This window comes from Bacillus sp. AL-1R, from assembly GCF_052180195.1.
GTDB lineage: Bacteria > Bacillota > Bacilli > Bacillales > Bacillaceae_G > Gottfriedia.
In genome coordinates this window covers 887,853-907,021 of record NZ_CP197469.1, presented here as the reverse complement: position 1 = coordinate 907,021, position 19,169 = coordinate 887,853, and the positions used below count along the sequence as shown (strand labels likewise).

The window sequence follows — 19,169 nt, the reverse complement described above, 5'->3', positions numbered from 1 at the left end:
TTATTTCCTGCTTTCGATAATTTTTAATAGAGTGCTATTGTATTCTTTATATAACATGTTTTGTTTTTCTAATGATTCGTGTTTTTCGTAGTAATTTGTAACAACATCATAGTATTTGATTAATTTTTCATAATCATTGGTTTGAACCCATAATGGTAAGCCAACTTCACGTAAATATTTAACTAAATTTGCTTCGTCTTTTTTCGCTTCTAGTAATAAAACTTTCATTCGAATATAAGATGCACTATTTTTATCCTTTATTTTAGAGAGATTCTTACATAACAGCTTAGTAGCCGTCTCGTTATCGTTCATGATCATCATATTATTCGCTATATTTGAAATGACTAAAAAATAATCTTCAGTCCCCTCCTGTATATTCGTTAAATATTCTTGATAATACTTTATTGCTTTTTTATGTTGATTAGAATGATAGTATAAATAGCCTAAATTATGTAAAGCACTCATATGTATTGTTTTATCACTTAATATGGCTGAAGAATCTAATATTTCTATTAGAAATTGCTCGGCTCGATCTAAGAATTTGCTCTTTATTAATTGAAGTGCAAGCAACATTTTTGCATCTAGAATCCGTTTAATATTATTATTTTGTAGAAAAATAGGTATCGCCTTATTACAAAAATACATAGATAAGGAAGTCTGATTTATAAAGCTATATACTAAAGCTCTATAGAAGCAATATTCCTGGAAATCGATTTCAAGGTTTGGCGTAATTTCTTGTACTTCATCCATTACTAGAAGAGAGTCATTATATCTTTTTTCTTTTATGTAATATATTGATAGTGTAAACAAATATTTAATCGTTTCATATTGGGAAAATTTCTTCCTTTTTATCTCAAGTTGTTTCCATTTTTTCTTTGCCATTTTAAGATCTTCTATAAATATATAATATCTCCAAATTGTAATACAAAAATCATTTGATATATTCGTATAATTTATACTTTCCTCTTGATTAATTAATTCTTCATACAGCATTTTACTAGAATCATAGTCAGCTCGTTCGATTGAATTCCATAATCGTTTAAGTTGACCATTCACTTTTTCTATACTGTCATTTTCATCTATTTCAACTCGCATCTTTTTTAAAAGTAATTCAATCGTTTCTATACCAGCCTCTTTTGTACCATTTTCAATTTTACTTAAATGCGAAACAGAGCAAATTCCTTCACTTAATTTCTCCTGGGTCCATCCTAATTTTTTTCGATGATGAAAGATCATCATGCCATAATTCATAATAAAATCTCCTGTTCTGCTTTATTTAAAATAGAAATTTATATGATTAGAAACTTTTAATTTCCTATATTAATATTTTTATTTTTCTCTTAACAATTAAATTTTATTAAATTTTCCGACAGATTAATATACTTTTTCGATTTTTTTCATACAAATTATATTCAAAAAATTTTCCCAATACAAAAATCTCAAACAGAGTGGTATGATTTTAGTACAAGCAATTAAACGATACTAACGACTAATAACTTCATTAGTATTTTTTAAATGCACCCCCATTTAATAACCAGTTTAAAGCAAGATGTAATCATTACATCTTGCGATTTTTTTGATATAAGCAATTTTTATTTCTATAAATAATTTAAATATAGTTTTTAATTTTTAAGCCAACAAGTTTTACTAGAAATCATCCAACATCATTTATACTCATAGAGGTCCTATATGACAAAAAAATCACTCGCCTTATATTTGGTAATTTTTGGAATAACCGTCATTATTATATTAACATTAAAACTATCTATTGAAAAAGAAAAACAGAAAAGATTAGACAATGAAGCGTCTACCGAACTAATAATAGAACAAAATGTACAAAATTCTGTAAGAAACTATATTACAGCTTTAAAGTGGAAAGATGTTGAGCTTTATAATTCAATTGTTGTAGATTCATTAAAAATCAGCAATCACTCTTACTACTTTACTAAGATAATGTCTAATGTTCTTGATGCAAAATTTATCGGTGATAACTTATCTATCATTCATTTAAATAAGAAAGATCATAAAACTACAGTATATATAAAATATGAAATAACATTTGTTGATGGGATAAAACCCGAAGGAAATTTTAAAAATGGTAGAAATATATGTAATGTAACAATGGATCTTGTTAAATTTAAAAATAAATGGGTTATTACAAGTATTTATAATTTAAAAGTTATTTAAATAGACATACGTTCTCAATAAAGACCATCATAAAAGAAACGTCCATTAGGAAATAGATCCCTTATGGTTGTTTTTTGTATTTAATCTATTTCCCTGCCCTGGTTTATAGTTTTCTAAAATTTATACAAAAAAGGAGGTCTCAAAAGTACTCTGACTTTGAGACCTCCTTTTTAAGTCACCCTATACCAAAAATGATTAAATAGTATCTAAGTCTTTCAACAACAAATCTTTACTTTCTTCAACCATTACATCTTTTACATATTCATACGCTTTAGTTTTAGCAGCTAAGCTTTCTTGGGACTGATTTAGTCTTGCATGCGCTCTTGATAAAGCCTCATATGCATAAGCTATGTAGAACGGCTCTAACTCTTTTTCTAAACTAATCTTGACACATTTTTTTGCGTAATCTAAAGCTGTTTGTCCTTCCCCTATAACAGCATACACTCTTGATAATTGCCAATAGCCAATCGATATGTTTTTTGGTGTATGGTTCTCTACTTTTGTCCAATGCCAAAAAGAACTATGACATAAATGAACCATCTCTTCTGATTCACTTTGTGATCTATTTTCTAATTCAAGTAAATCCCACACTTTATTAAAACATGAAACAGCCAGGTCCCTATGAGTGAAGTTATTTTGTTTAATCGTCTTTTCCATAATTTACCTCTTTATAAAAAAATTTAAAATATGTATTTCATCTAATTTAGATAAACGCAAACATTTTACTCACATAACGAGTTTGCTTCATCATCACACGTCGTTAAGGATTCAATGTTGTTTGAGCTATTTTTAATTTGAATAACTGCATTTCTTCGTTGCTCTTCTAACTTCAATCTTTTTTCGCCTTTGATTTGTTCATAATAATTTATTTCTTGTTCTTGTCGCTCATCTGCATTAGCATTAAAGCTCATTAAAATACCTACTGGAGTTGCTAAAACTAACAAAAAAACACCAATTCTAAGAGCCGCGTACTTAAAAGCTTTGTACCCGTTTTTTATTAATTTATCCATATTTATTGATCTCCTCAAATTGAATATGATTATTCATCATTCTTTAGCAAACCTTGACTAACAATACTATTCTCTGTACTATTCATATTTTCCTGTCTACCAATTTATGGATCATAAAATTTCTATGAGCAATCCTAACCAAATGCTTACACTAATAAAAAAAACGCGTTCATACAGATGAAAATTAACTCATCTATATGAACGCGTTGTTATTTTCTAAGATTTTATTCACCTAAATCTACATTGTGATAAACACGTTGAACATCTTCTATATCTTCAAGAACATCTAACATTTTTTCAAACTTTGCAAGTCCATCTTCTGGAAGAGTTATGTCATTTTGCGCTAACATAGTTAATTCAGCTACTGTAAACTCTGTAATCCCTACGTTTTTAAACGCTTCTTGTATTGCATAGAATTGGTCTTGATCAGCATAAACAATAACAGCGTCATCTTCTTCTAAAATATCGCGAACATCAACATCCGCTTCCATTAAGATTTCAAGAACTTCATCTGAAGTTTTACCTTCAAGTCCAATTACAGCCGTTGCATCGAACATATATGAAACAGAACCTGTTACCCCAAGATTACCACCGTTTTTGTTAAATGCAGCACGAACCTCTGCTGCTGTACGGTTTACATTATTAGTAAGCGCGTCAACAATTACCATTGATCCATTTGGTCCAAAACCTTCGTAACGTAGTTCATCAAAGTTTTCTTCAGATCCACCTTTTGCTTTTTCAATCGCACGATCAACGATATGCTTTGGTACACTATAAGTTTTCGCGCGTTCAAGTACAACTTTTAAAGCTTGGTTTGATTCTGGATCCGGCTCACCTTGCTTCGCTGCTACATATATTTCACGTCCAAACTTTGCATAAATACGACTAGTATTTGCATCTTTTGAAGCTTTCTTCTCTTTAATATTATTCCATTTACGACCCATCTTGTTCCACTCTCTTTCAACTTTAAATCTACGATTAATTTTCTATGTATTTGACTTACGCCAAACACTTACCATTTATTATTATACCTCATTTACACTTTTTTTCGAAATTAATCATTACTAAAAATTAGTGGAAATAAAAAACATTACTTCTAGTTTTGAAGTAATGCCTTTCTATTAAATAACCTTTACTTTTATCAAATAAGTAAAATAATTATTCCCCTTCCAAATACCTTTTACTTCATATATTCTCTCCCCTTTTTTAGATCCTAGTTGGAAAGAGTAACTTCCGTAATGTTCTAAATTTTGGTCATAAATATATGCCTTCTTCGTCCCAATATGCTCTAATATTTCTACATTTTCGGGTTGTTTAGAAAAATATATTCTTAAATGCTCTCCCTCTAGTGCTGGAATAGCTACCTCTTCTTTAATAGTTTTATATGTTTCATTTGTTGATTGATCTTTATCTAATAATTTTCCCCAAGAATAATTTGCTATTTTATAAGGAATTGTTTTATCTGCTAGCTCAAATTTAACTTCCGGTTTTTCATCATTAGACAATATTGTTACATGAATAATAATCGAAATCGTAAAGAATGCTACTAAATATAAGATCCCCTTTTTAACCATCGAATATTTCGCTCCATATATTTTCATTTAATAAGTTTAATGTAATCTATTTCCATTAAATTGTATATTGGGAAAATTCTGCACTTTTTGAATTAAAATAAGATATTTTGAAACATATTTATCATAGAAATAACAAAAATTAAGTTATTATAGTTGGAGTAGTAATAGAAAGGATTGATAAAATGTTTAACAATAATCCAGAATATTGGATTTCTAAACTTGGACTAGAAGCACATCCAGAAGGGGGATATTATAAATCTACCTATCAACCAAGTGAGCAAATATCTGATTGTGAATTAACCGTAAACTTTGATGATCATAGATTCCTTTATACTAGTATCTATTTTTTACTACAATCACATGATATTTCTCATTTTCACAGATTAAAATCTGATGAATTATGGTATTTTCACGCAGGTAGTTCATTAACGATTCATGTTATACATGAGAATGGTCAGTACGAAGAAATAAAATTAGGACTTAATTTAGAAAATGGAGAAGTTCCCCAATATTTAGTACCAAAAAATTCAATTTTCGGTTCATCAGTTATGGAAGAAAATACTTTTTCATTAGTAGGCTGCATGGTTTCACCTGGATTTGATTTTAAAGATTTTGAATTATTTACTCAAGAGCAATTACATAATAAATACCCTGCACATAAAGAGATTATTAATAAGTTAGCTTATAAGGTACTTCCTAATTAGGTTTAACGAAAGAAAGTGAGTTATTAGCTCACTTTCTTTTTTTGGGGAATAGGGATATGAAACATCTAACTCAAAAGTTAAGGTAATCTTTTTTCACTGTAACCATTTGTGGTTACTTCATATTTAAATAATTAGTACTCACAAATCCTTTTTTACCATTGTAGGAAACGATTGCCCAATTATAATCGATTTTGGTTTTCCCTTCAGTTTGGTAGCCAAGGAAGCTGACTTTTGCACCTTTAGGAATTACTGTAAGAATTTTATATTTTGTACTAGGACCGCTACGCAAATTTAAATTGGCTTTTGTTGTAACAGTAGTTGGTACTTTTTGTAAGTATTTTGTACTTACATAAGCTATACCATTTTTAGTAGTTGTTGTTTTAATTTGTGCCCAACTAGCATTATAGAATTTTACAATCTCAATTTGATCTTTCTTTCTTAAAGTGTCAACTACTTTTGAGCTCGTATTTGGAGCACTTCGTACGTTTAATACACTTGCAGTTACCTCATATACACTAATCGGAGCATTTAAAACCGCTGCACTAACTTGTGTCGGCCCAGCTATTACACCATTTGAAACTAATAATGCGCCAGATAAAGCCATCGTGGATACAAATGCTTTTAATAATTTTCTCTTCATATTAAATTCCTCCTCTCCTAATACATCTCTATAATATTAAATCAATGTTTCAAAATTAGTCATGAGATGTATCCAATTTGTAAACTTTTCAGGTTGGATTAAATTAGATACAACTACTGGAAAAATTTGCATATTGTTCCAAACTTATGGACAATCTAAATTTTGTATTTGCATGGAATGGAGGAAAATTATGGATAACCAACCAAATAATGAAGAAATATTAACGAATCGGCAAGGCCATCCAGTAACAGATAATCAAAATGTTAGAACCGTTGGTAATCGGGGACCAACAACATTAGAAAACTATGACTTTCTTGAAAAAATCTCTCATTTTGATCGTGAACGAATTCCAGAACGAGTTGTACATGCACGCGGGGCCGGTGCACAAGGATATTTCGAAGCCTATGGAAAAGTAGGCGATCATCCAATCGCTAAATACACTAGAGCAAAATTATTTCAGGAGAAGGGAAAAAAAACACCTGTTTATGTGCGTTTCTCCACAGTTGTAGGTGGTGCACATTCTCCTGAAACTTTACGTGATCCACGAGGTTTCGCTACAAAGTTTTATACAGAAGATGGAAATTGGGATTTAGTCGGTAATAATTTAAAAATCTTTTTTATTCGTGATCCTTTAAAATTTCCAGACATGGTTCACTCATTCAAAGCAGATCCAGTAACAAACCTTCCTGATCCTGAAAGAATGTTTGACTTTCTTCATCTAACACCAGAATCCACTCATATGGTTACTTTTATCTTTTCACCATGGGGAATTCCAGCTAACTATCGACAAATGCAGGGGTCCGGTGTTAATACATATAAGTGGGTAAACAAAGATGGCGAATCCGTTCTAATTAAATACCACTGGGAACCGCTAAAACAAGGAATCAAAAATTTAACACAACGTGAAGCTAATGAAATTCAATCAACAAATTATAATCATGCTACTCAAGATTTATACGAAGCTATTGAGAAAGGCGATTATCCGGAGTGGGAATTATGTGTACAAATCATGAGTGATGATGAACATCCGGAGCTTGATTTTGATCCACTTGATCCTACAAAGCTATGGGATCCAGAAAAGTTTCCTTTTTTACCAGTAGGAAAAATGGTATTAAACAAAAATCCAGAAAACTATTTTGCGGAAGTTGAACAAATTGCATTTGGAACAGGTGTATTAGTTGATGGACTTGATTTTTCAGATGATAAATTACTTCAAGGCCGTACTTTTTCTTACTCAGATACACAACGATATCGAGTTGGGACAAATTACTTACAACTACCAGTTAATTCACCTAAAAAACATGTAGCAACAAATCAACGTGATGGACAAATGGAATATAAAGTTGACGCAGCGCCAGGTCAAAACCCACATGTGAACTATGAACCTTCATCACTAGGTGGATTAAAAGAAGCACCAAAGAGTGGAAAAGATCATGAGCCTGCATACAATAATAAATTAGTACGCCAAAAAATTGACCGACCTAACGACTTTCTCCAAGCTGGTAATACATACCGTGCTTTCGACGAAACTGAAAAAAGTGAATTAATTTCAAATTTAGTAGATGCACTAAAAGTATGTAAACCTCATATTCAAGAAACGATGGTCGGCTATTTTACAAAAGCTGATGAAGAATACGGACGCAGAGTGCGCGAAGGATTAGAAAAAGCGAATCGTAGTCAAACGGAACATACTAGTACTGAGGCAGCTGATGCCGCATCTGAGAAAGCCAAAAATATGGGGCATGAATCGGATCGCTATTGAACTATAAATGAGGATAGGATAAATTCCTATCCTTTTTTTGCGTAATGATCTATTATCTGAAAATTACAACATATATATTCCCAATAAAAAAATTAAAGTATAAAATATATTTGTACGAAATTTGATGATACATATTAAATAAATTGAGAGTGAGATGATCATGAAATGAATAATGTGACTAAGTTTAAGATTTTCACACCGGCAAAAGATATATTCGAAGCATTTGTTGATCCAACTAGAATAGGAAACTTTTGGTTTTCTTCTAGTTCTGAACGTTGGGAAGAAGGAAAAGTCATTACTTTAAAATACGATCTTTACAATGCAGAAGGTAAAATAAAAATTATCGAAGTTGAGGAGAATAAGAAGATTGTCTTTGCTTGGGGTCCTACAGCAGAAGGAAATATCGTAACGATTACATTAAACGAACAAGATCAAAATAACACAATCATTGAAGTCGTGGAAGAAGGCTTTAGTGAAAGCAACCCGGAATATGTTCATCATTTAATCGATAATAAAGAAGGCTGGGTATTTATGCTTAGCTGTTTAAAATGTTATTTAGAATTTGGTGTAACTAAGTTAAGAGGCGGATTAGTGAAATAATTTTCAAATAAAAAAGGGTTCCATTTGTCACCACATTGACCGATGGACCCTTTTTTTTCCTCAATTCTTTAGCATACTCTTTTAGAATCTTTCTCAAAAAACCTAGTTTCATATTGTCCAGCTACGATATAATTTTCGTTTTCATTGCAAATTCGCCAGCCATGACCTTTAACGTACTCGCACGGAACAATTAATTGATTTTCTAAATATACCCTTGAAACTGTGCTATAGCCTGAGTCGTTTTGACTGGAGGTTGTATACACAATGTCATTATGTGTACTAATATCTAAATAACTAACATTGCTTCTTGTACTATAACATTGATTCCAACGACAATTTTCCTCGTTAATACTTTGGGTAGCGATAATCGTACGACCATGTTCAGTTCTTGTTACTGCTGTAGAACTGAACATGGTATTCATACAGTTTCCTCAAATTGATCTTCAAATTGGCTAATATAGTTAATTGCAAACGTAACACAACGCTCAATGTCTTCTTCCGTTTCCGGTGCTAATTCTACTTTTAATCCTTCCTGTATTATTTGGGCACCACATTCTTTTAATCTCTCTTCTAAAAGATCTACTGCAGCGCAAAACTTAGGATAAGCATGATCACCTGATCCAAATACAGCAGCTTTTTTACCAGTTAAATTTAGGTTTTCGAGGTCATCGTAAAAATCTTCTACTTCATATGGAAGCTCTCCGTCCCCCCACGTATAAGCCCCTAATATAATGCCATCAAACTCTACTAATTTCTGGGTATTAATATGTTCAATTTCTTTCATCTCTATATCATGCCCCATCGTATCTATACTAGATTTAATTAACTCAGCTATTTCCTCTGTGTTACCTGACATACTTGCAAAAGCGATTAAAATTTTAGCCATTCTTCTCTCTCCTCATTCAAAGGTTTTATTTATGACTATTATTTAAACAGCGTCTTTATTAGTGAAGAATTTGTTCTTTAATTCTTTTAAACTACGTAATTCATTTGCAATTGTAAGAAATGACTCGCGATCATTCACATCAAGTGCTTCGTTTATTTTAAAATTCAAATGGTTTAATTTCAGATCTAAATCCCAGTTGGAACAAAGCACACCACTTTCGTATAAGTTTTCTATGTCTTCAACATGCAAATAAAATTCAAAATCATCGTTGTTATCAATTAAATAATGCCATCCTAAACAATCAACGTATTTCCTCTCACTTGTCATCGTCCATACATCACCTTCACTAAATTCAATTACGTGTTGATGCTTTTGACCTGGACAACAGCATGTTACTTGCTGATGAAATGGCTCTAAAATAATGAAATGTTTATCCATCAACGGCCTCCTTAATGGCTCTTTCTTACCTATCCTGAGCAACTTTTAAATTAGAGAATCAATCTTTTTTGACACTGATAATCATTTTCAATTGTAATTCTATATGATAATGATTATCAGTGTCAATTATATTTTACATTCTTTTCTATTTATAAGAAAAAATGAGGGTGTCCCCAATGTTTTATGGGACACCCTCGTTTTTTAATGTTAGAAAATTAAATAGCTTACTTACTCAAAGTTTTTTGGGTTTATCAACCGAACAAAAGTTGAAATCCCCCACCAGGTTCAGCAATTTCCAAAAAAAGAACCCTAAACAAAATGGGTTCCTACTACTGTTATCTCCGCTGATTCAAACCATTTACATAAAGGATAATAATCGCAAAGAGAATCATTCCACAAACAATAAAAGGCATTAGGCCTGAACTATATACCATATATACTCGAATATGACGTAATGCATTTATAATAATAAAAATCACCATGACTAACCATAAAATTGCAATAAGAGCCGCATTTTTGTTTCTTCGCATAAACATCAGCCCCTTCCAAAAAGCAATTACAAAAAATACCGTTTATTTTATTATATAGTCGAATCACCGAATCAATGACCATACGTTTTGTATCGATGTAAAAGATAGCGGATTGCCAGCTTGACCATTGAAATATCGATACAAGCCTTTCTTTATACCAGCATTGGGTATTACTTATCTTGTATAATTTTATACAATCGCTTTTTGTGTTCAGCGCAAAAATATATTAAGATATTTTTAAGTGCTATATCTTTTCTATAGTAAATATACTATCTATTCAATTTAAGGAGTTTTCAAAATATGAGTATGCCATTTGAATTTAATTGGTTAATTGTAACGAATGATCACGCCATTAGACATGAAAACAATCTATTCACGCTTGAACAAAACGGATACCATTTATATCCAATTGACACACCAATCAATGTCACAAGAAAAAATGATGAAAAACCTTTTGGTGTAGCTGTAATACAGAAAATCGAATGGAGAAATAAGAATACTTATATGCTTTATGAACTAAAAGCAATTGATACGGTTAATTAAAAAGATTTAACAACAAAAAGTTCAAGTACAATACTTGAACTTTTTTTCAACCTAGAGATTTTAAAGACTTAGAATAGATAATTGGTGCATTACTTTTATTAACCATCTCAATAATACCAATCTCTTGTATTTTTCCTACAATCGTATCATTTCGATGTAAGCAATAATTATATGCCTCTACAAGTTTATCCGGTAACAATCGATTGGCTAAAGTACAATGTGGTACCCACTTTTCAGGTAGATACATAGAATTTGGATCATCATTAAACTGTCTAAACTGAATATGAAAATTCTCATGAAACTCAATCAAATGTTTAGTAACAATTGGCGAAAAATACAATATACCAGTATTTAAAAAGGATCCAATTGAAGTGAAACTAATTTCAATCTCTTGCTTATTTTCATAAAAATCATCTAAATGTTCAATAAAACTTAACTTATCTAAATCATGATAACTTGCTAAAGTAATATGCGGTTTACGATCTACTACTTCATCAGCATAGAAAGAAATCGATTTTTCTCTTAACTCTGTCCAAATATCTTTAATGATTTGTTCAGTTTTTGCATCAAATAACGCTACAACTCCGTACATGAGTCTCCTCTCTTTCTAAAATTATACTAGATCCATATGCATAATAAAGAGTTCACCTTTTCTCCCCATGACCCTATTTCCTTTATCAATAAATCCACTTGTTAAATAAACATGCTGAGCAGCAATATTTTTATGATTCACACCTAAAATAATTTCATCTCGTTCAGGAAAGTTCTCTTTTACAAAAGAAGGCAATAAATGTAAAGATTGTTTTGCAATCCCTTTTCCTTGAAAATTTGTATCAACAGAAAAAGCTCTTAATAGAATTGCATTTTTATTATCACTATATTGTCTAACTCCATCCCAACCATGCAAAACAAAAAATCCTGCAACATCATTATTACTCAAAATTAAAATCGCATGACGATCAGCCTCTATTGCACATTTCTCAATATTATCAATAGGTAGACCAGTAAATTTTAAATGCTCATCAGCCAGAAAATAGTTTTTTAATTGATCCTCGTATTGATTATTATAAAATATTAAAGAAACAGTATTAGTCGGCAATAAAGAATTAGACATGAAAATATCCTCCAATAAAAATAGAATTATATGAATAGTACAATAATTATAGTCGCATTTCTATAGTATTTTTTTACTTGATCACTACAATTCTTAATCAACTATTTTAAATTATTGGAGGTTAAATACTTATATGTAGTCAATTCAAAACAAAAAACCACTTCCTTTAGTGGTTTTTCCTAGCCGATTTTCAAAAAAACTAGATTTGCTCAAATGGTTCTGGATAATTTTGTTGAAAATACGATAATAAATCACCTTTCTTAAGAAGGAGATTCAAACAAATTTGCTGGCTAATCGCAGATTTAAATACAAGTTTATTGCAAAACTGACACTTTTCCTTTTCAATAAATGCATGTTTAATAGACAAAGGAAAAATCGTTTTTTGTTTTCCAGCTAATAATATGTAACCTTGATGATTAACAAAAAAGCTAATTTTAAAACCGTCGTATCCTCCAAGCTTACTAATAACAACGTTTTGAATATCTAAGTCTTGAATCACCATGTTATATAACACCTCCGTTTTCAACAAAATATATGACGAAATGCTATTTTTATGACTCATTATCGTTAAATATTTTCATAAAAAAATAAAAACTACCTAAAAAGTAATTAATAATCACGATTTCTTTAATAATTTATTATTTTGCTTTGGTCGACGATTGTCATAAGCCAATTTAAACCTGATTAAAATTGTTCAGAATAATGTTCTTGGAAATAAGCTAATAATTCTTTTCTTCTATTTAATAATGCTGAACAAACTTGTTGACTAATTGTTGATGGAAGAACTAATTTATTGCAAAGTTTGCATGTACTTTTTTCATTAAAATTGTGAATGAGAGACAAAGGAAATAATAAGTTTGTTTTACCGACTAAAAGTACATACTGCTGTTGATTAATCGATAATCTAATTTTATAGCCTTTATAATCCGTATGTTTTGTAATTCGTATATTTTGGATATCAAGTTCTAGCTTTGTCATTTTGATTAGCACCTCCAGTTAATGATAGGATTGAATTTTTATAGACTTTTGTACACTTGTATTTCTTGACAACTTGTATAATCTATCTTATTAGTTTACTTAGCAAAACTTTCATAAAGACAATAAGCTTAGTTGTACTTACTAAAAAAATATTTAGTTTTGCACTTTTGAATAATAAGAGATTCCTATTTTTTGTTGTTTTTTTTTAGTAAATTTTGAGGTAATTTTACTTTTTCGGTAAAATTTGACACTGAATAAGTGAAGATACCTATGTTTTTATGTTAGAATTTAAACTAAATGTGATTTCACATTTTAAATAATTTAATTACCAAGTTCATGTAATCTTAGATTTGCCCTTACTATTAAAAGAGGTAAGGGACTTTTTCTTTGTTATTTCAGTTATTGGTTAGAGGGAAGGTTAGTAATGAAAACGAAATCAGCAAGTACCTTAATTCAGTTAAACATGAAAGGAGAAAGAAATAAAAAGCGAACATTAAACTCATTAGCATTAGTTGGACTTGCTTCAACATTAACAATTCAAATTCCATATAATACTACTGCAGCTGCAGCCCCGATTGATTCCAAAAAAACTCTGCAATCTAGTAAACTATATTCAAATAACATTAGTACATACAAATCAACTGGTAATGGTGTCCGTGTAAGATCAGGTGCTGGTACCTCTTATCAGATTTTAGGTAGTGTTAATAAAAATCAAAAACTAGATGTCATTTCATTGTCTAATGGTTGGTATAAGATAAAATTTAATGGATCAACTGGATATATTAGTGCATCTTATGTTGGAAAAGTTACCGAATCGAATAATACGGATCAATCTGTTAGTCCAGGAAACTATATTTCTACTGGTAATGGTGTCCGCATAAGATCTGGTGCCAGTACTTCTTATCAGATTTTAGGTAGTGTTAATAAAAATCAAAGACTAGATGTCATCTCAGTTTCTAATGGTTGGTATAAAATAAAATTTAATGGGTCAACTGGATATATTAGTGCATCTTATGTTGGAAAAGTTACCGAATCGAATAATACGAATCAAACTATTAGTTCAGGAAACTATATTTCTACTGGTAATGGTGTCCGCATAAGGTCTGGTGCTGGAACTTCTTATCACATTTTAGGTAGTGTTAACAAAAATCAAAAACTAGATGTCATTTCATTATCTAGTGGATGGTATAAGGTAAAATATAATGGAACAACTGGATATATTAGTGCATCTTATGTCGGAAAAGAGACCGATTCAAACAAGGTAGATTCAAATCAAACAGATACAAATCAGACAGAAACAAATAAAGTTGATTCAAATAACTCTCAATCATTCAATGTTCAAACTTTAATCAACGTATCGAAAAAGTATTCAGGTGTACCTTATATTTGGGGAGGAGAAACGCCATCTGGCTTTGACTGCAGTGGTTTTATTTCTTATGTATTCAAAAAATCTGGCCTGTCACTTCCTAGAACAAATGTTGCTGGTTATTGGTATAATAATTCAAGTTTAAAAACCGTAGACGACTTTCAACCTGGAGATTTAATCTTTTTCAAAAACACTTATACTTACGGACCGTCCCACATGGGTATAGTAATTAATGATAATGAGTTTATCCATGCAAGTAGTAGTTCAGGAGTAACTATTTCTAAAATAAACAATCCATATTGGAACGAACATTTTTTAGGATTTAAAAGATTTAATTAAGTTTTACAAACATCTTACTAGAAAAAACACCTATCATGGGTGTTTTTTCAGTTTGTCGATCTAATACATAGTTTTACTTCCTCATAGTGGGTTCATGAGTAACTCCCCTTTTTCAAAATTTTGATGTTTACCTACTCAGAACGTGTTCTTGAGCTCATGAAACCGTTACAAGTTTACATTTCAACAGCATACAAAAAAACACCCATTAAAGGTGTTTTTTTACTAATTGCTCTCAATGATTTCTTTTAATTCAGACCAGCAAGTAATACGTGGGATATCCAATCCTCGATTATATGAGGTGTCTTTTACATACGCTTTTAAAGTTAATTCTGAGAGTGTGTTTACTATTTCTGGTTTATCATCGAAATAGTAATCTAAGGCTAATTCTTTTATGATATGAATTTTTTCGGAATCTTTCATTCCGCAAAAAAATCGTTCATGATGAACTGGAAATCCATTTTTTACTAACCATTCTTTTGTTCGTTCACCATATTCTTTATTTCTTGCTGTCACATAATAAATTTCGTGTCCTTGCTTTTCTAATTCTTGTAATGTTTCAACTGCATATGGAAATGGGGGACATGTAGTAAAGTATGTCTCTTCTAGATTACTTTTCCACATTTTGCTTCCTTCTTCTGCCGTTAGGCCAAATGGTTCATGTATTTCAACAGTTTTTAATTCATTGTAAGCTTCGATTGGGATGTTTTTATTTAATTTCTTATTATAAATGTGAAAAGCATGTTGTCTTAAATCAATCAAAGTATCGTCAATATCGAATCCGAATTTCATTCTAAGAGTCCTTCCTCATGAAGTAGTATAGTTTGGATAGCCTATGAATTTATAATCGGGACCAATTTTCGTTAATTCAATCTCTTCAAGTTCAATCGCTTGTCCCATTTTATCTAGCCCAGTACCTTCTAAAAATGTAGGTGCATTTTTCCCACCTATTAGTTTAGGAGCTAAATAGACAATCACTTTATCCACTAATTTTTGATTCATAAAGGAAGCATTCACTTCTCCACCACCTTCTACTAATAAAGAGGAGATTGACTGTTCACCTAGAATTTTTAGCATTTCGTTTAAATCAACTCGATTTAAATCGTTTGTAACAAATACTTTTACACCTAAGTTTTCTAATTCGTTTCTCTTTTGTTCAGTGTGTTTTTGACTTGTGAAGATCCATGTTTCTGCTTGTTGATCAGTAACAACTTTTGAAACTAAAGGAATTTTTAAAGTTGAATCTAGAATTACTCTTACTGGATTACGTCCATTTGGAATTCTAGTTGTTAATTCTGGATTATCTTTTAATACAGTGTTAACACCAACTAATATCGCACCAATTTCATTTCTTAATTGATGAACATCATTTCGGGCTTCAGCTGAAGTGATCCATTTACTATCAGAAGTATGGGTAGCAATCTTCCCATCTAATGTAGACGCTGATTTCATTACGACAAAAGGAATATTTTTAACAATATATTTGTTAAATACTTCATTCATTTTGATCGATTGCTCTTCGCAAACTCCGATGATGACTTCAATTCCTGCGTCTTGAAGGATTTTTATTCCTCTTCCTGCAACTAGTGGATTTGGGTCAAGTGTAGCAACAACAGCTTTTTTCAAACCTGCACGTACAATCGCCTCTGCACAAGGACCAGTTCGTCCATGATGAGAACATGGCTCAAGCGTTACATAGATTGTTCCACCTTCAGCTTTATCACCTGCCATTCTTAGCGCATTAATTTCAGCATGAGGTTCACCGGCTTTTAGATGGGCACCGATTCCAACAATCCGATTATCATTTACGATTACCGAACCTACTAATGGATTGGGATCGGTTTGACCTTTCGTAGCCATTGCGTTTTGAATGGCTAAATTCATATAAAATTCATGATTACTCATTTGTACGTCCTCCTTTAAAATGACCAGAACGAACGATTTTAGTCTCTAAATACTTTTCGTTATACTTCGATTTGTCTCCCCATAATTGAATTCTGCCTGATACATTAGCTCCAGAATTTTGAAGAGCATTTAATTTTCTTGGGTTGTTAGTAATTAAAGTAACTGGTTTTGAACGAAGTGTTTTTAATACTCGAATCGCATCTTCATAGTTTCGTGCATCATCTACAAAACCAAGTTCTTCATTTGCTTCAACTGTATCAAATCCTTGCTCTTGTAAAACATAAGCCATCGCTTTACTAAATAAGCCGATTCCTCTTCCTTCATGATTTGCTAAATAAAATAATGCACCTGATTCATTCGATGAAATCATTTTCATTGCTTCTTTTAATTGGAATCCACAATCACAACGTTTACTTCCAAAAATATCACCTGTATGACAAATACTATGCATTCGAATCAGAGCATCCTCTGAATTCTCAAAATCACCGTAAACTAATACGCTTGATTGTTGCATTTCTGCTAAATTTGATGAAGCTAGTTTACTAATAATTTTTTCAGTGTTATATGAACCATCGTTGCAAAAATCCCCTTCGATATCTTCACAGCGTAGCCAACAATACCATTGAAAAATGACAGTTTCTCCGTCTAAATTAACTGGAAGTTTAATTGGTCCAACTAAATAAATTGATTTATCATTATTTTTTATTACATTAATTTTCTCTTTTAATAAAGAAACTACTTTTTCGTTGATCATGAGGCTTCCTCCTGTTTTCTTACAAGATTTCCTATAGTTATAATATGCTTCATTTTTACTTGTCCATTTTTAAATCGTTACATCAAAGTGGTGTTTGAAATTACTTTCCTGTTCTAGTTGCTGCTTTTGTAAGCTTTCAACTTCTCCTCGTCTAGCATATTCAAATTTCTTTAACACTATTGTACTAGTATCATTGTTTTGAATAGCTTCTTGTATGATTTCTGCTAAAATATCTGCATCCTTCATTGCAATATTTACACCAAGCGCAGCAGTAGGACTCATTGTGTGCGCTGCGTCACCCATTATTATTAAGCCGTCTTTTACCCATGTTTTGCTGCGACTGCTTTGAACATTTAATAATACAAAATCGTTCCAAGATTTTATACTTTCTTGAACGGTTTCTGTCAGTTCTGGAAATGCTTCGATTAATTGATTTACAAAAGGATTGAAAGATTTACTTCTTAAGTTCGGAAAAGAACCTTCTTCTATGTTCCATCCAATTTGAATAAACCCTCCTGCTTGAGTAAACAAAGCCAATTGTTGCTTATTAATCAATGTTAATCTAACTGTTGGATCCCAATTAGCAGGTCTTGGTACTTTAGCCCAAAGTAAATCGTATCCATGTTTTATGATTTCTGTTTGTATATTTGCTAATTTACGGATCGTTGAAAATCGTCCATCAGCACCAATTATAACCGAACTATTAATTGTTATTTCAGTTCCATTCCTAATTGCTTTAACACCAATGTAGCGACCATTTTGATCTTCTATTAGTTTGGTCACACGTGTGCCTAATAAAAGTTCAAAGTTTTTATATTTATTTGCTTCTTTTAAAATAACATTTAATAAATGGTTTTGTGGAACATGAATACCTACGTGTTTAGAATCTTGTGATGGAAAAATACTTTTTATTAGTTTATTATTATTCCAATATTCAACACGATCCATTAGTAGTAGTCCGTATTCTTTAACTTTTGCATAAAGATGATGCTTTTTTAATAGTTGTTCACCTTCAGAATTTAGATGCTCTCCCCTGAATTCTTTATCAATTCCACTATGCCGTTCTACAAGAACAGTCGAAATATTATTTTTTGCAAGCAAATAAGCTAATAGTGCACCACCTGGTCCCGCACCTACAATACATACATCTGTATTCATATTCATGTTGTTTTGCCACCTATTTAAAAGACATATCTTATTTTACTAAAAAAATTATTTAGTTACTTTATGTAAGTAAGTTTAATTTAGTAACAAACTTACGTCAAGTAATAAAATTATGTATAGTAATCTTGTTATTAATACAAATTTAGTTATAATATGGATAGAGGTGAGGTGGTTTTAAATGGATTTTTCTTTATTATGCCCTCGGTTTGAAAAAAGCGTAGAATTAATTAGTAAACGCTGGGCAATTTTGATAATTTTTCAACTTCTTTCTGGTTCACAACGATTTTGTACAATCGAATCAACTTTGCCAATTAGCGGACGAGTCCTCTCAGAAAGACTAAAAGATTTAGAGCAAGCAGGTATTGTAAAACGAGAAGTTTACCCAGAAACACCAGTTCGAATCGAATATTCTTTGACAGAAAAAGGACTGGCTTTAGAACCAGTTATTAAGGAATTAATGAAATGGTCGCAAGATTGGACAACAATCGATTAAGAATGTTTTTGTTTTTTGCTTCGCCTTTTAATTATTTTTTGTCATTCAAATAAATATAAAGCGGATGTCTCATTGATTAGATTTCTAACTATGAGACATCCCTTTTTATTACGATAAAAAAGGCTGCCTCAAAAGTACTAAGACTAATGAAACAACCTTTATCATCTAATCTATAAAGATCTTAA

Annotated in this window: 24 protein-coding genes and 1 pseudogene; 7 read left to right on the top strand and 18 right to left on the bottom strand. The window is 31.1% G+C overall.

The genetic code is table 11. The features are described 5' to 3' along the window. Nucleotides 1–1,251, bottom strand: coding sequence for a helix-turn-helix domain-containing protein (locus ACSBO6_RS04175; protein ID WP_098844085.1), 1,251 nt, complete (start codon nt 1,249–1,251; stop codon nt 1–3). 438 nt (nt 1,252–1,689) lie between these two features. On the opposite strand from ACSBO6_RS04175, the gene ACSBO6_RS04170 reads away from it, so the two are divergent. Next, on the top strand, nt 1,690–2,187 hold the full coding sequence (locus tag ACSBO6_RS04170; RefSeq protein ID WP_098843926.1) for a hypothetical protein: 498 nt from the start codon (nt 1,690–1,692) through the stop codon (nt 2,185–2,187). A 195-nt stretch (nt 2,188–2,382) separates the two neighbouring features. Here the strand turns inward: ACSBO6_RS04170 and ACSBO6_RS04165 are convergent, their stop codons facing one another. The 4 genes from ACSBO6_RS04165 to ACSBO6_RS04150 all read right to left on the bottom strand — a co-directional run bounded on the left by ACSBO6_RS04165 (nt 2,383) and on the right by ACSBO6_RS04150 (nt 4,771). Next, complete coding sequence (locus ACSBO6_RS04165; protein ID WP_098843925.1) at nt 2,383–2,844, bottom strand: hypothetical protein; 462 nt, start codon at nt 2,842–2,844, stop codon at nt 2,383–2,385. Nucleotides 2,845–2,909: 65 nt separating this feature from the next. Further along, nucleotides 2,910–3,197, bottom strand: a complete 288-nt coding sequence (locus tag ACSBO6_RS04160; RefSeq protein ID WP_098843924.1) for a hypothetical protein — start codon at nt 3,195–3,197, stop codon at nt 2,910–2,912. Between the two features lie 224 nt (nt 3,198–3,421). Then, entirely contained in the window at nt 3,422–4,141 is a 720-nt protein-coding gene (locus ACSBO6_RS04155) for a YebC/PmpR family DNA-binding transcriptional regulator (RefSeq protein WP_098843923.1), read from the bottom strand. A 177-nt stretch (nt 4,142–4,318) separates the two neighbouring features. After that, nucleotides 4,319–4,771, bottom strand: a complete 453-nt coding sequence (locus ACSBO6_RS04150) for a hypothetical protein (protein ID WP_098843922.1) — start codon at nt 4,769–4,771, stop codon at nt 4,319–4,321. A gap of 182 nt (nt 4,772–4,953) precedes the next feature. Between ACSBO6_RS04150 and ACSBO6_RS04145 the strand changes: the two genes are divergently transcribed. Next, nucleotides 4,954–5,475 carry a cupin domain-containing protein gene (locus ACSBO6_RS04145; RefSeq protein WP_498844210.1) on the top strand — a complete coding sequence of 174 codons (522 nt, stop codon included), beginning with the start codon at nt 4,954–4,956 and terminating at the stop codon, nt 5,473–5,475. 112 nt (nt 5,476–5,587) lie between these two features. Here ACSBO6_RS04145 and ACSBO6_RS04140 read toward each other — a convergent pair whose 3' ends face one another. Continuing rightward, nucleotides 5,588–6,115 (bottom strand): SH3 domain-containing protein, encoded by a 528-nt coding sequence (locus ACSBO6_RS04140; RefSeq protein WP_098843920.1) that lies wholly within the window; start codon nt 6,113–6,115, stop codon nt 5,588–5,590. A 208-nt stretch (nt 6,116–6,323) separates the two neighbouring features. Here ACSBO6_RS04140 and ACSBO6_RS04135 point away from each other — a divergent pair. Continuing rightward, nucleotides 6,324–7,877: pseudogene (locus tag ACSBO6_RS04135) on the top strand (catalase); the annotation flags it as partial. Nucleotides 7,878–8,042: 165 nt separating this feature from the next. Next, a complete protein-coding gene (locus tag ACSBO6_RS04130; protein WP_098843919.1) occupies nt 8,043–8,477 on the top strand; it encodes an SRPBCC domain-containing protein in 435 nt (144 codons plus the stop codon). Between the two features lie 68 nt (nt 8,478–8,545). On the opposite strand, the gene ACSBO6_RS04125 is transcribed toward ACSBO6_RS04130, so the two are convergent. From ACSBO6_RS04125 to ACSBO6_RS04110, 4 genes are all read right to left on the bottom strand, one after another. Continuing rightward, on the bottom strand, nt 8,546–8,899 hold the full coding sequence (locus ACSBO6_RS04125; RefSeq protein WP_098843918.1) for a hypothetical protein: 354 nt from the start codon (nt 8,897–8,899) through the stop codon (nt 8,546–8,548). Beyond that, nucleotides 8,896–9,363 carry a flavodoxin gene (locus ACSBO6_RS04120; protein WP_098843917.1) on the bottom strand — a complete coding sequence of 156 codons (468 nt, stop codon included), beginning with the start codon at nt 9,361–9,363 and terminating at the stop codon, nt 8,896–8,898. Before ACSBO6_RS04120 ends, ACSBO6_RS04125 begins: the two co-directional genes overlap by 4 nt. Nucleotides 9,364–9,405: 42 nt before the next feature. Beyond that, a complete protein-coding gene (locus ACSBO6_RS04115; protein WP_098843916.1) occupies nt 9,406–9,801 on the bottom strand; it encodes a hypothetical protein in 396 nt (131 codons plus the stop codon). Nucleotides 9,802–10,136: 335 nt separating this feature from the next. Then, nucleotides 10,137–10,331: a hypothetical protein gene (locus ACSBO6_RS04110; protein WP_098843915.1), complete on the bottom strand. Its 195-nt coding sequence runs from the start codon at nt 10,329–10,331 to the stop codon at nt 10,137–10,139. Between the two features lie 300 nt (nt 10,332–10,631). Here ACSBO6_RS04110 and ACSBO6_RS04105 point away from each other — a divergent pair, with 300 nt between their 5' ends. After that, nucleotides 10,632–10,874 (top strand): DUF2584 family protein, encoded by a 243-nt coding sequence (locus ACSBO6_RS04105; protein WP_098843914.1) that lies wholly within the window; start codon nt 10,632–10,634, stop codon nt 10,872–10,874. Nucleotides 10,875–10,920: 46 nt separating this feature from the next. Here the strand turns inward: ACSBO6_RS04105 and ACSBO6_RS04100 are convergent, their stop codons facing one another. The 4 genes from ACSBO6_RS04100 to ACSBO6_RS04085 form a co-directional block, all read right to left on the bottom strand. Continuing rightward, nucleotides 10,921–11,466, bottom strand: coding sequence for a 2'-5' RNA ligase family protein (locus ACSBO6_RS04100; protein WP_098843913.1), 546 nt, complete (start codon nt 11,464–11,466; stop codon nt 10,921–10,923). 21 nt (nt 11,467–11,487) lie between these two features. Continuing rightward, nucleotides 11,488–11,988 (bottom strand): GNAT family N-acetyltransferase, encoded by a 501-nt coding sequence (locus ACSBO6_RS04095; protein WP_098843912.1) that lies wholly within the window; start codon nt 11,986–11,988, stop codon nt 11,488–11,490. Nucleotides 11,989–12,187: 199 nt separating this feature from the next. After that, nucleotides 12,188–12,490 carry a hypothetical protein gene (locus tag ACSBO6_RS04090; protein ID WP_098843911.1) on the bottom strand — a complete coding sequence of 101 codons (303 nt, stop codon included), beginning with the start codon at nt 12,488–12,490 and terminating at the stop codon, nt 12,188–12,190. A gap of 182 nt (nt 12,491–12,672) precedes the next feature. Next, nucleotides 12,673–12,966, bottom strand: coding sequence for a hypothetical protein (locus tag ACSBO6_RS04085; protein WP_498844209.1), 294 nt, complete (start codon nt 12,964–12,966; stop codon nt 12,673–12,675). A 424-nt stretch (nt 12,967–13,390) separates the two neighbouring features. Between ACSBO6_RS04085 and ACSBO6_RS04080 the strand changes: the two genes are divergently transcribed. Then, nucleotides 13,391–14,671 carry a C40 family peptidase gene (locus ACSBO6_RS04080; protein ID WP_098843909.1) on the top strand — a complete coding sequence of 427 codons (1,281 nt, stop codon included), beginning with the start codon at nt 13,391–13,393 and terminating at the stop codon, nt 14,669–14,671. Nucleotides 14,672–14,893: 222 nt separating this feature from the next. Here the strand turns inward: ACSBO6_RS04080 and ACSBO6_RS04075 are convergent, their stop codons facing one another. The 4 genes from ACSBO6_RS04075 to ACSBO6_RS04060 form a co-directional block, all read right to left on the bottom strand. Beyond that, a complete protein-coding gene (locus tag ACSBO6_RS04075; RefSeq protein WP_098843908.1) occupies nt 14,894–15,460 on the bottom strand; it encodes a 5' nucleotidase, NT5C type in 567 nt (188 codons plus the stop codon). Nucleotides 15,461–15,475: 15 nt separating this feature from the next. Beyond that, entirely contained in the window at nt 15,476–16,573 is a 1,098-nt protein-coding gene (gene ribD, locus ACSBO6_RS04070; protein WP_098843907.1) for a bifunctional diaminohydroxyphosphoribosylaminopyrimidine deaminase/5-amino-6-(5-phosphoribosylamino)uracil reductase RibD, read from the bottom strand. Beyond that, nucleotides 16,566–17,327, bottom strand: a complete 762-nt coding sequence (locus ACSBO6_RS04065) for a GTP cyclohydrolase II (RefSeq protein WP_098843906.1) — start codon at nt 17,325–17,327, stop codon at nt 16,566–16,568. The genes ribD and ACSBO6_RS04065 overlap by 8 nt, the downstream gene beginning before the upstream one ends. A gap of 69 nt (nt 17,328–17,396) precedes the next feature. Then, nucleotides 17,397–18,491: an FAD-dependent monooxygenase gene (locus ACSBO6_RS04060; protein WP_098843905.1), complete on the bottom strand. Its 1,095-nt coding sequence runs from the start codon at nt 18,489–18,491 to the stop codon at nt 17,397–17,399. A 178-nt stretch (nt 18,492–18,669) separates the two neighbouring features. Here ACSBO6_RS04060 and ACSBO6_RS04055 point away from each other — a divergent pair, with 178 nt between their 5' ends. Then, a complete protein-coding gene (locus tag ACSBO6_RS04055) occupies nt 18,670–18,984 on the top strand; it encodes a winged helix-turn-helix transcriptional regulator (protein WP_098843904.1) in 315 nt (104 codons plus the stop codon). Nucleotides 18,985–19,169: the final 185 nt, after the last annotated feature.

Bases quoted from the DNA above. Each gene is read 5' to 3' on its own strand.
- ACSBO6_RS04085 (WP_498844209.1), bottom strand. From the start codon at position 12,966: ATGACAAAGCTAGAACTTGATATCCAAAATATACGAATTACAAAACAT.
- ACSBO6_RS04095 (WP_098843912.1), bottom strand. From the start codon at position 11,988: ATGTCTAATTCTTTATTGCCGACTAATACTGTTTCTTTAATATTTTAT.
- ACSBO6_RS04175 (WP_098844085.1), bottom strand. From the start codon at position 1,251: ATGAATTATGGCATGATGATCTTTCATCATCGAAAAAAATTAGGATGG.
- ACSBO6_RS04125 (WP_098843918.1), bottom strand. From the start codon at position 8,899: ATGAATACCATGTTCAGTTCTACAGCAGTAACAAGAACTGAACATGGT.
- ACSBO6_RS04055 (WP_098843904.1), top strand. From the start codon at position 18,670: ATGGATTTTTCTTTATTATGCCCTCGGTTTGAAAAAAGCGTAGAATTA.
- ACSBO6_RS04155 (WP_098843923.1), bottom strand. From the start codon at position 4,141: ATGGGTCGTAAATGGAATAATATTAAAGAGAAGAAAGCTTCAAAAGAT.
- ACSBO6_RS04075 (WP_098843908.1), bottom strand. From the start codon at position 15,460: ATGAAATTCGGATTCGATATTGACGATACTTTGATTGATTTAAGACAA.
- ACSBO6_RS04170 (WP_098843926.1), top strand. From the start codon at position 1,690: ATGACAAAAAAATCACTCGCCTTATATTTGGTAATTTTTGGAATAACC.
- ACSBO6_RS04060 (WP_098843905.1), bottom strand. From the start codon at position 18,491: ATGAATATGAATACAGATGTATGTATTGTAGGTGCGGGACCAGGTGGT.
- ACSBO6_RS04080 (WP_098843909.1), top strand. From the start codon at position 13,391: ATGAAAACGAAATCAGCAAGTACCTTAATTCAGTTAAACATGAAAGGA.
- ribD (WP_098843907.1), bottom strand. From the start codon at position 16,573: ATGAGTAATCATGAATTTTATATGAATTTAGCCATTCAAAACGCAATG.
- ACSBO6_RS04165 (WP_098843925.1), bottom strand. From the start codon at position 2,844: ATGGAAAAGACGATTAAACAAAATAACTTCACTCATAGGGACCTGGCT.
- ACSBO6_RS04140 (WP_098843920.1), bottom strand. From the start codon at position 6,115: ATGAAGAGAAAATTATTAAAAGCATTTGTATCCACGATGGCTTTATCT.
- ACSBO6_RS04100 (WP_098843913.1), bottom strand. From the start codon at position 11,466: ATGTACGGAGTTGTAGCGTTATTTGATGCAAAAACTGAACAAATCATT.
- ACSBO6_RS04115 (WP_098843916.1), bottom strand. From the start codon at position 9,801: ATGGATAAACATTTCATTATTTTAGAGCCATTTCATCAGCAAGTAACA.
- ACSBO6_RS04105 (WP_098843914.1), top strand. From the start codon at position 10,632: ATGAGTATGCCATTTGAATTTAATTGGTTAATTGTAACGAATGATCAC.
- ACSBO6_RS04150 (WP_098843922.1), bottom strand. From the start codon at position 4,771: ATGGTTAAAAAGGGGATCTTATATTTAGTAGCATTCTTTACGATTTCG.
- ACSBO6_RS04065 (WP_098843906.1), bottom strand. From the start codon at position 17,327: ATGATCAACGAAAAAGTAGTTTCTTTATTAAAAGAGAAAATTAATGTA.
- ACSBO6_RS04120 (WP_098843917.1), bottom strand. From the start codon at position 9,363: ATGGCTAAAATTTTAATCGCTTTTGCAAGTATGTCAGGTAACACAGAG.
- ACSBO6_RS04110 (WP_098843915.1), bottom strand. From the start codon at position 10,331: ATGCGAAGAAACAAAAATGCGGCTCTTATTGCAATTTTATGGTTAGTC.
- ACSBO6_RS04160 (WP_098843924.1), bottom strand. From the start codon at position 3,197: ATGGATAAATTAATAAAAAACGGGTACAAAGCTTTTAAGTACGCGGCT.
- ACSBO6_RS04145 (WP_498844210.1), top strand. From the start codon at position 4,954: ATGTTTAACAATAATCCAGAATATTGGATTTCTAAACTTGGACTAGAA.
- ACSBO6_RS04130 (WP_098843919.1), top strand. From the start codon at position 8,043: ATGAATAATGTGACTAAGTTTAAGATTTTCACACCGGCAAAAGATATA.
- ACSBO6_RS04090 (WP_098843911.1), bottom strand. From the start codon at position 12,490: ATGGTGATTCAAGACTTAGATATTCAAAACGTTGTTATTAGTAAGCTT.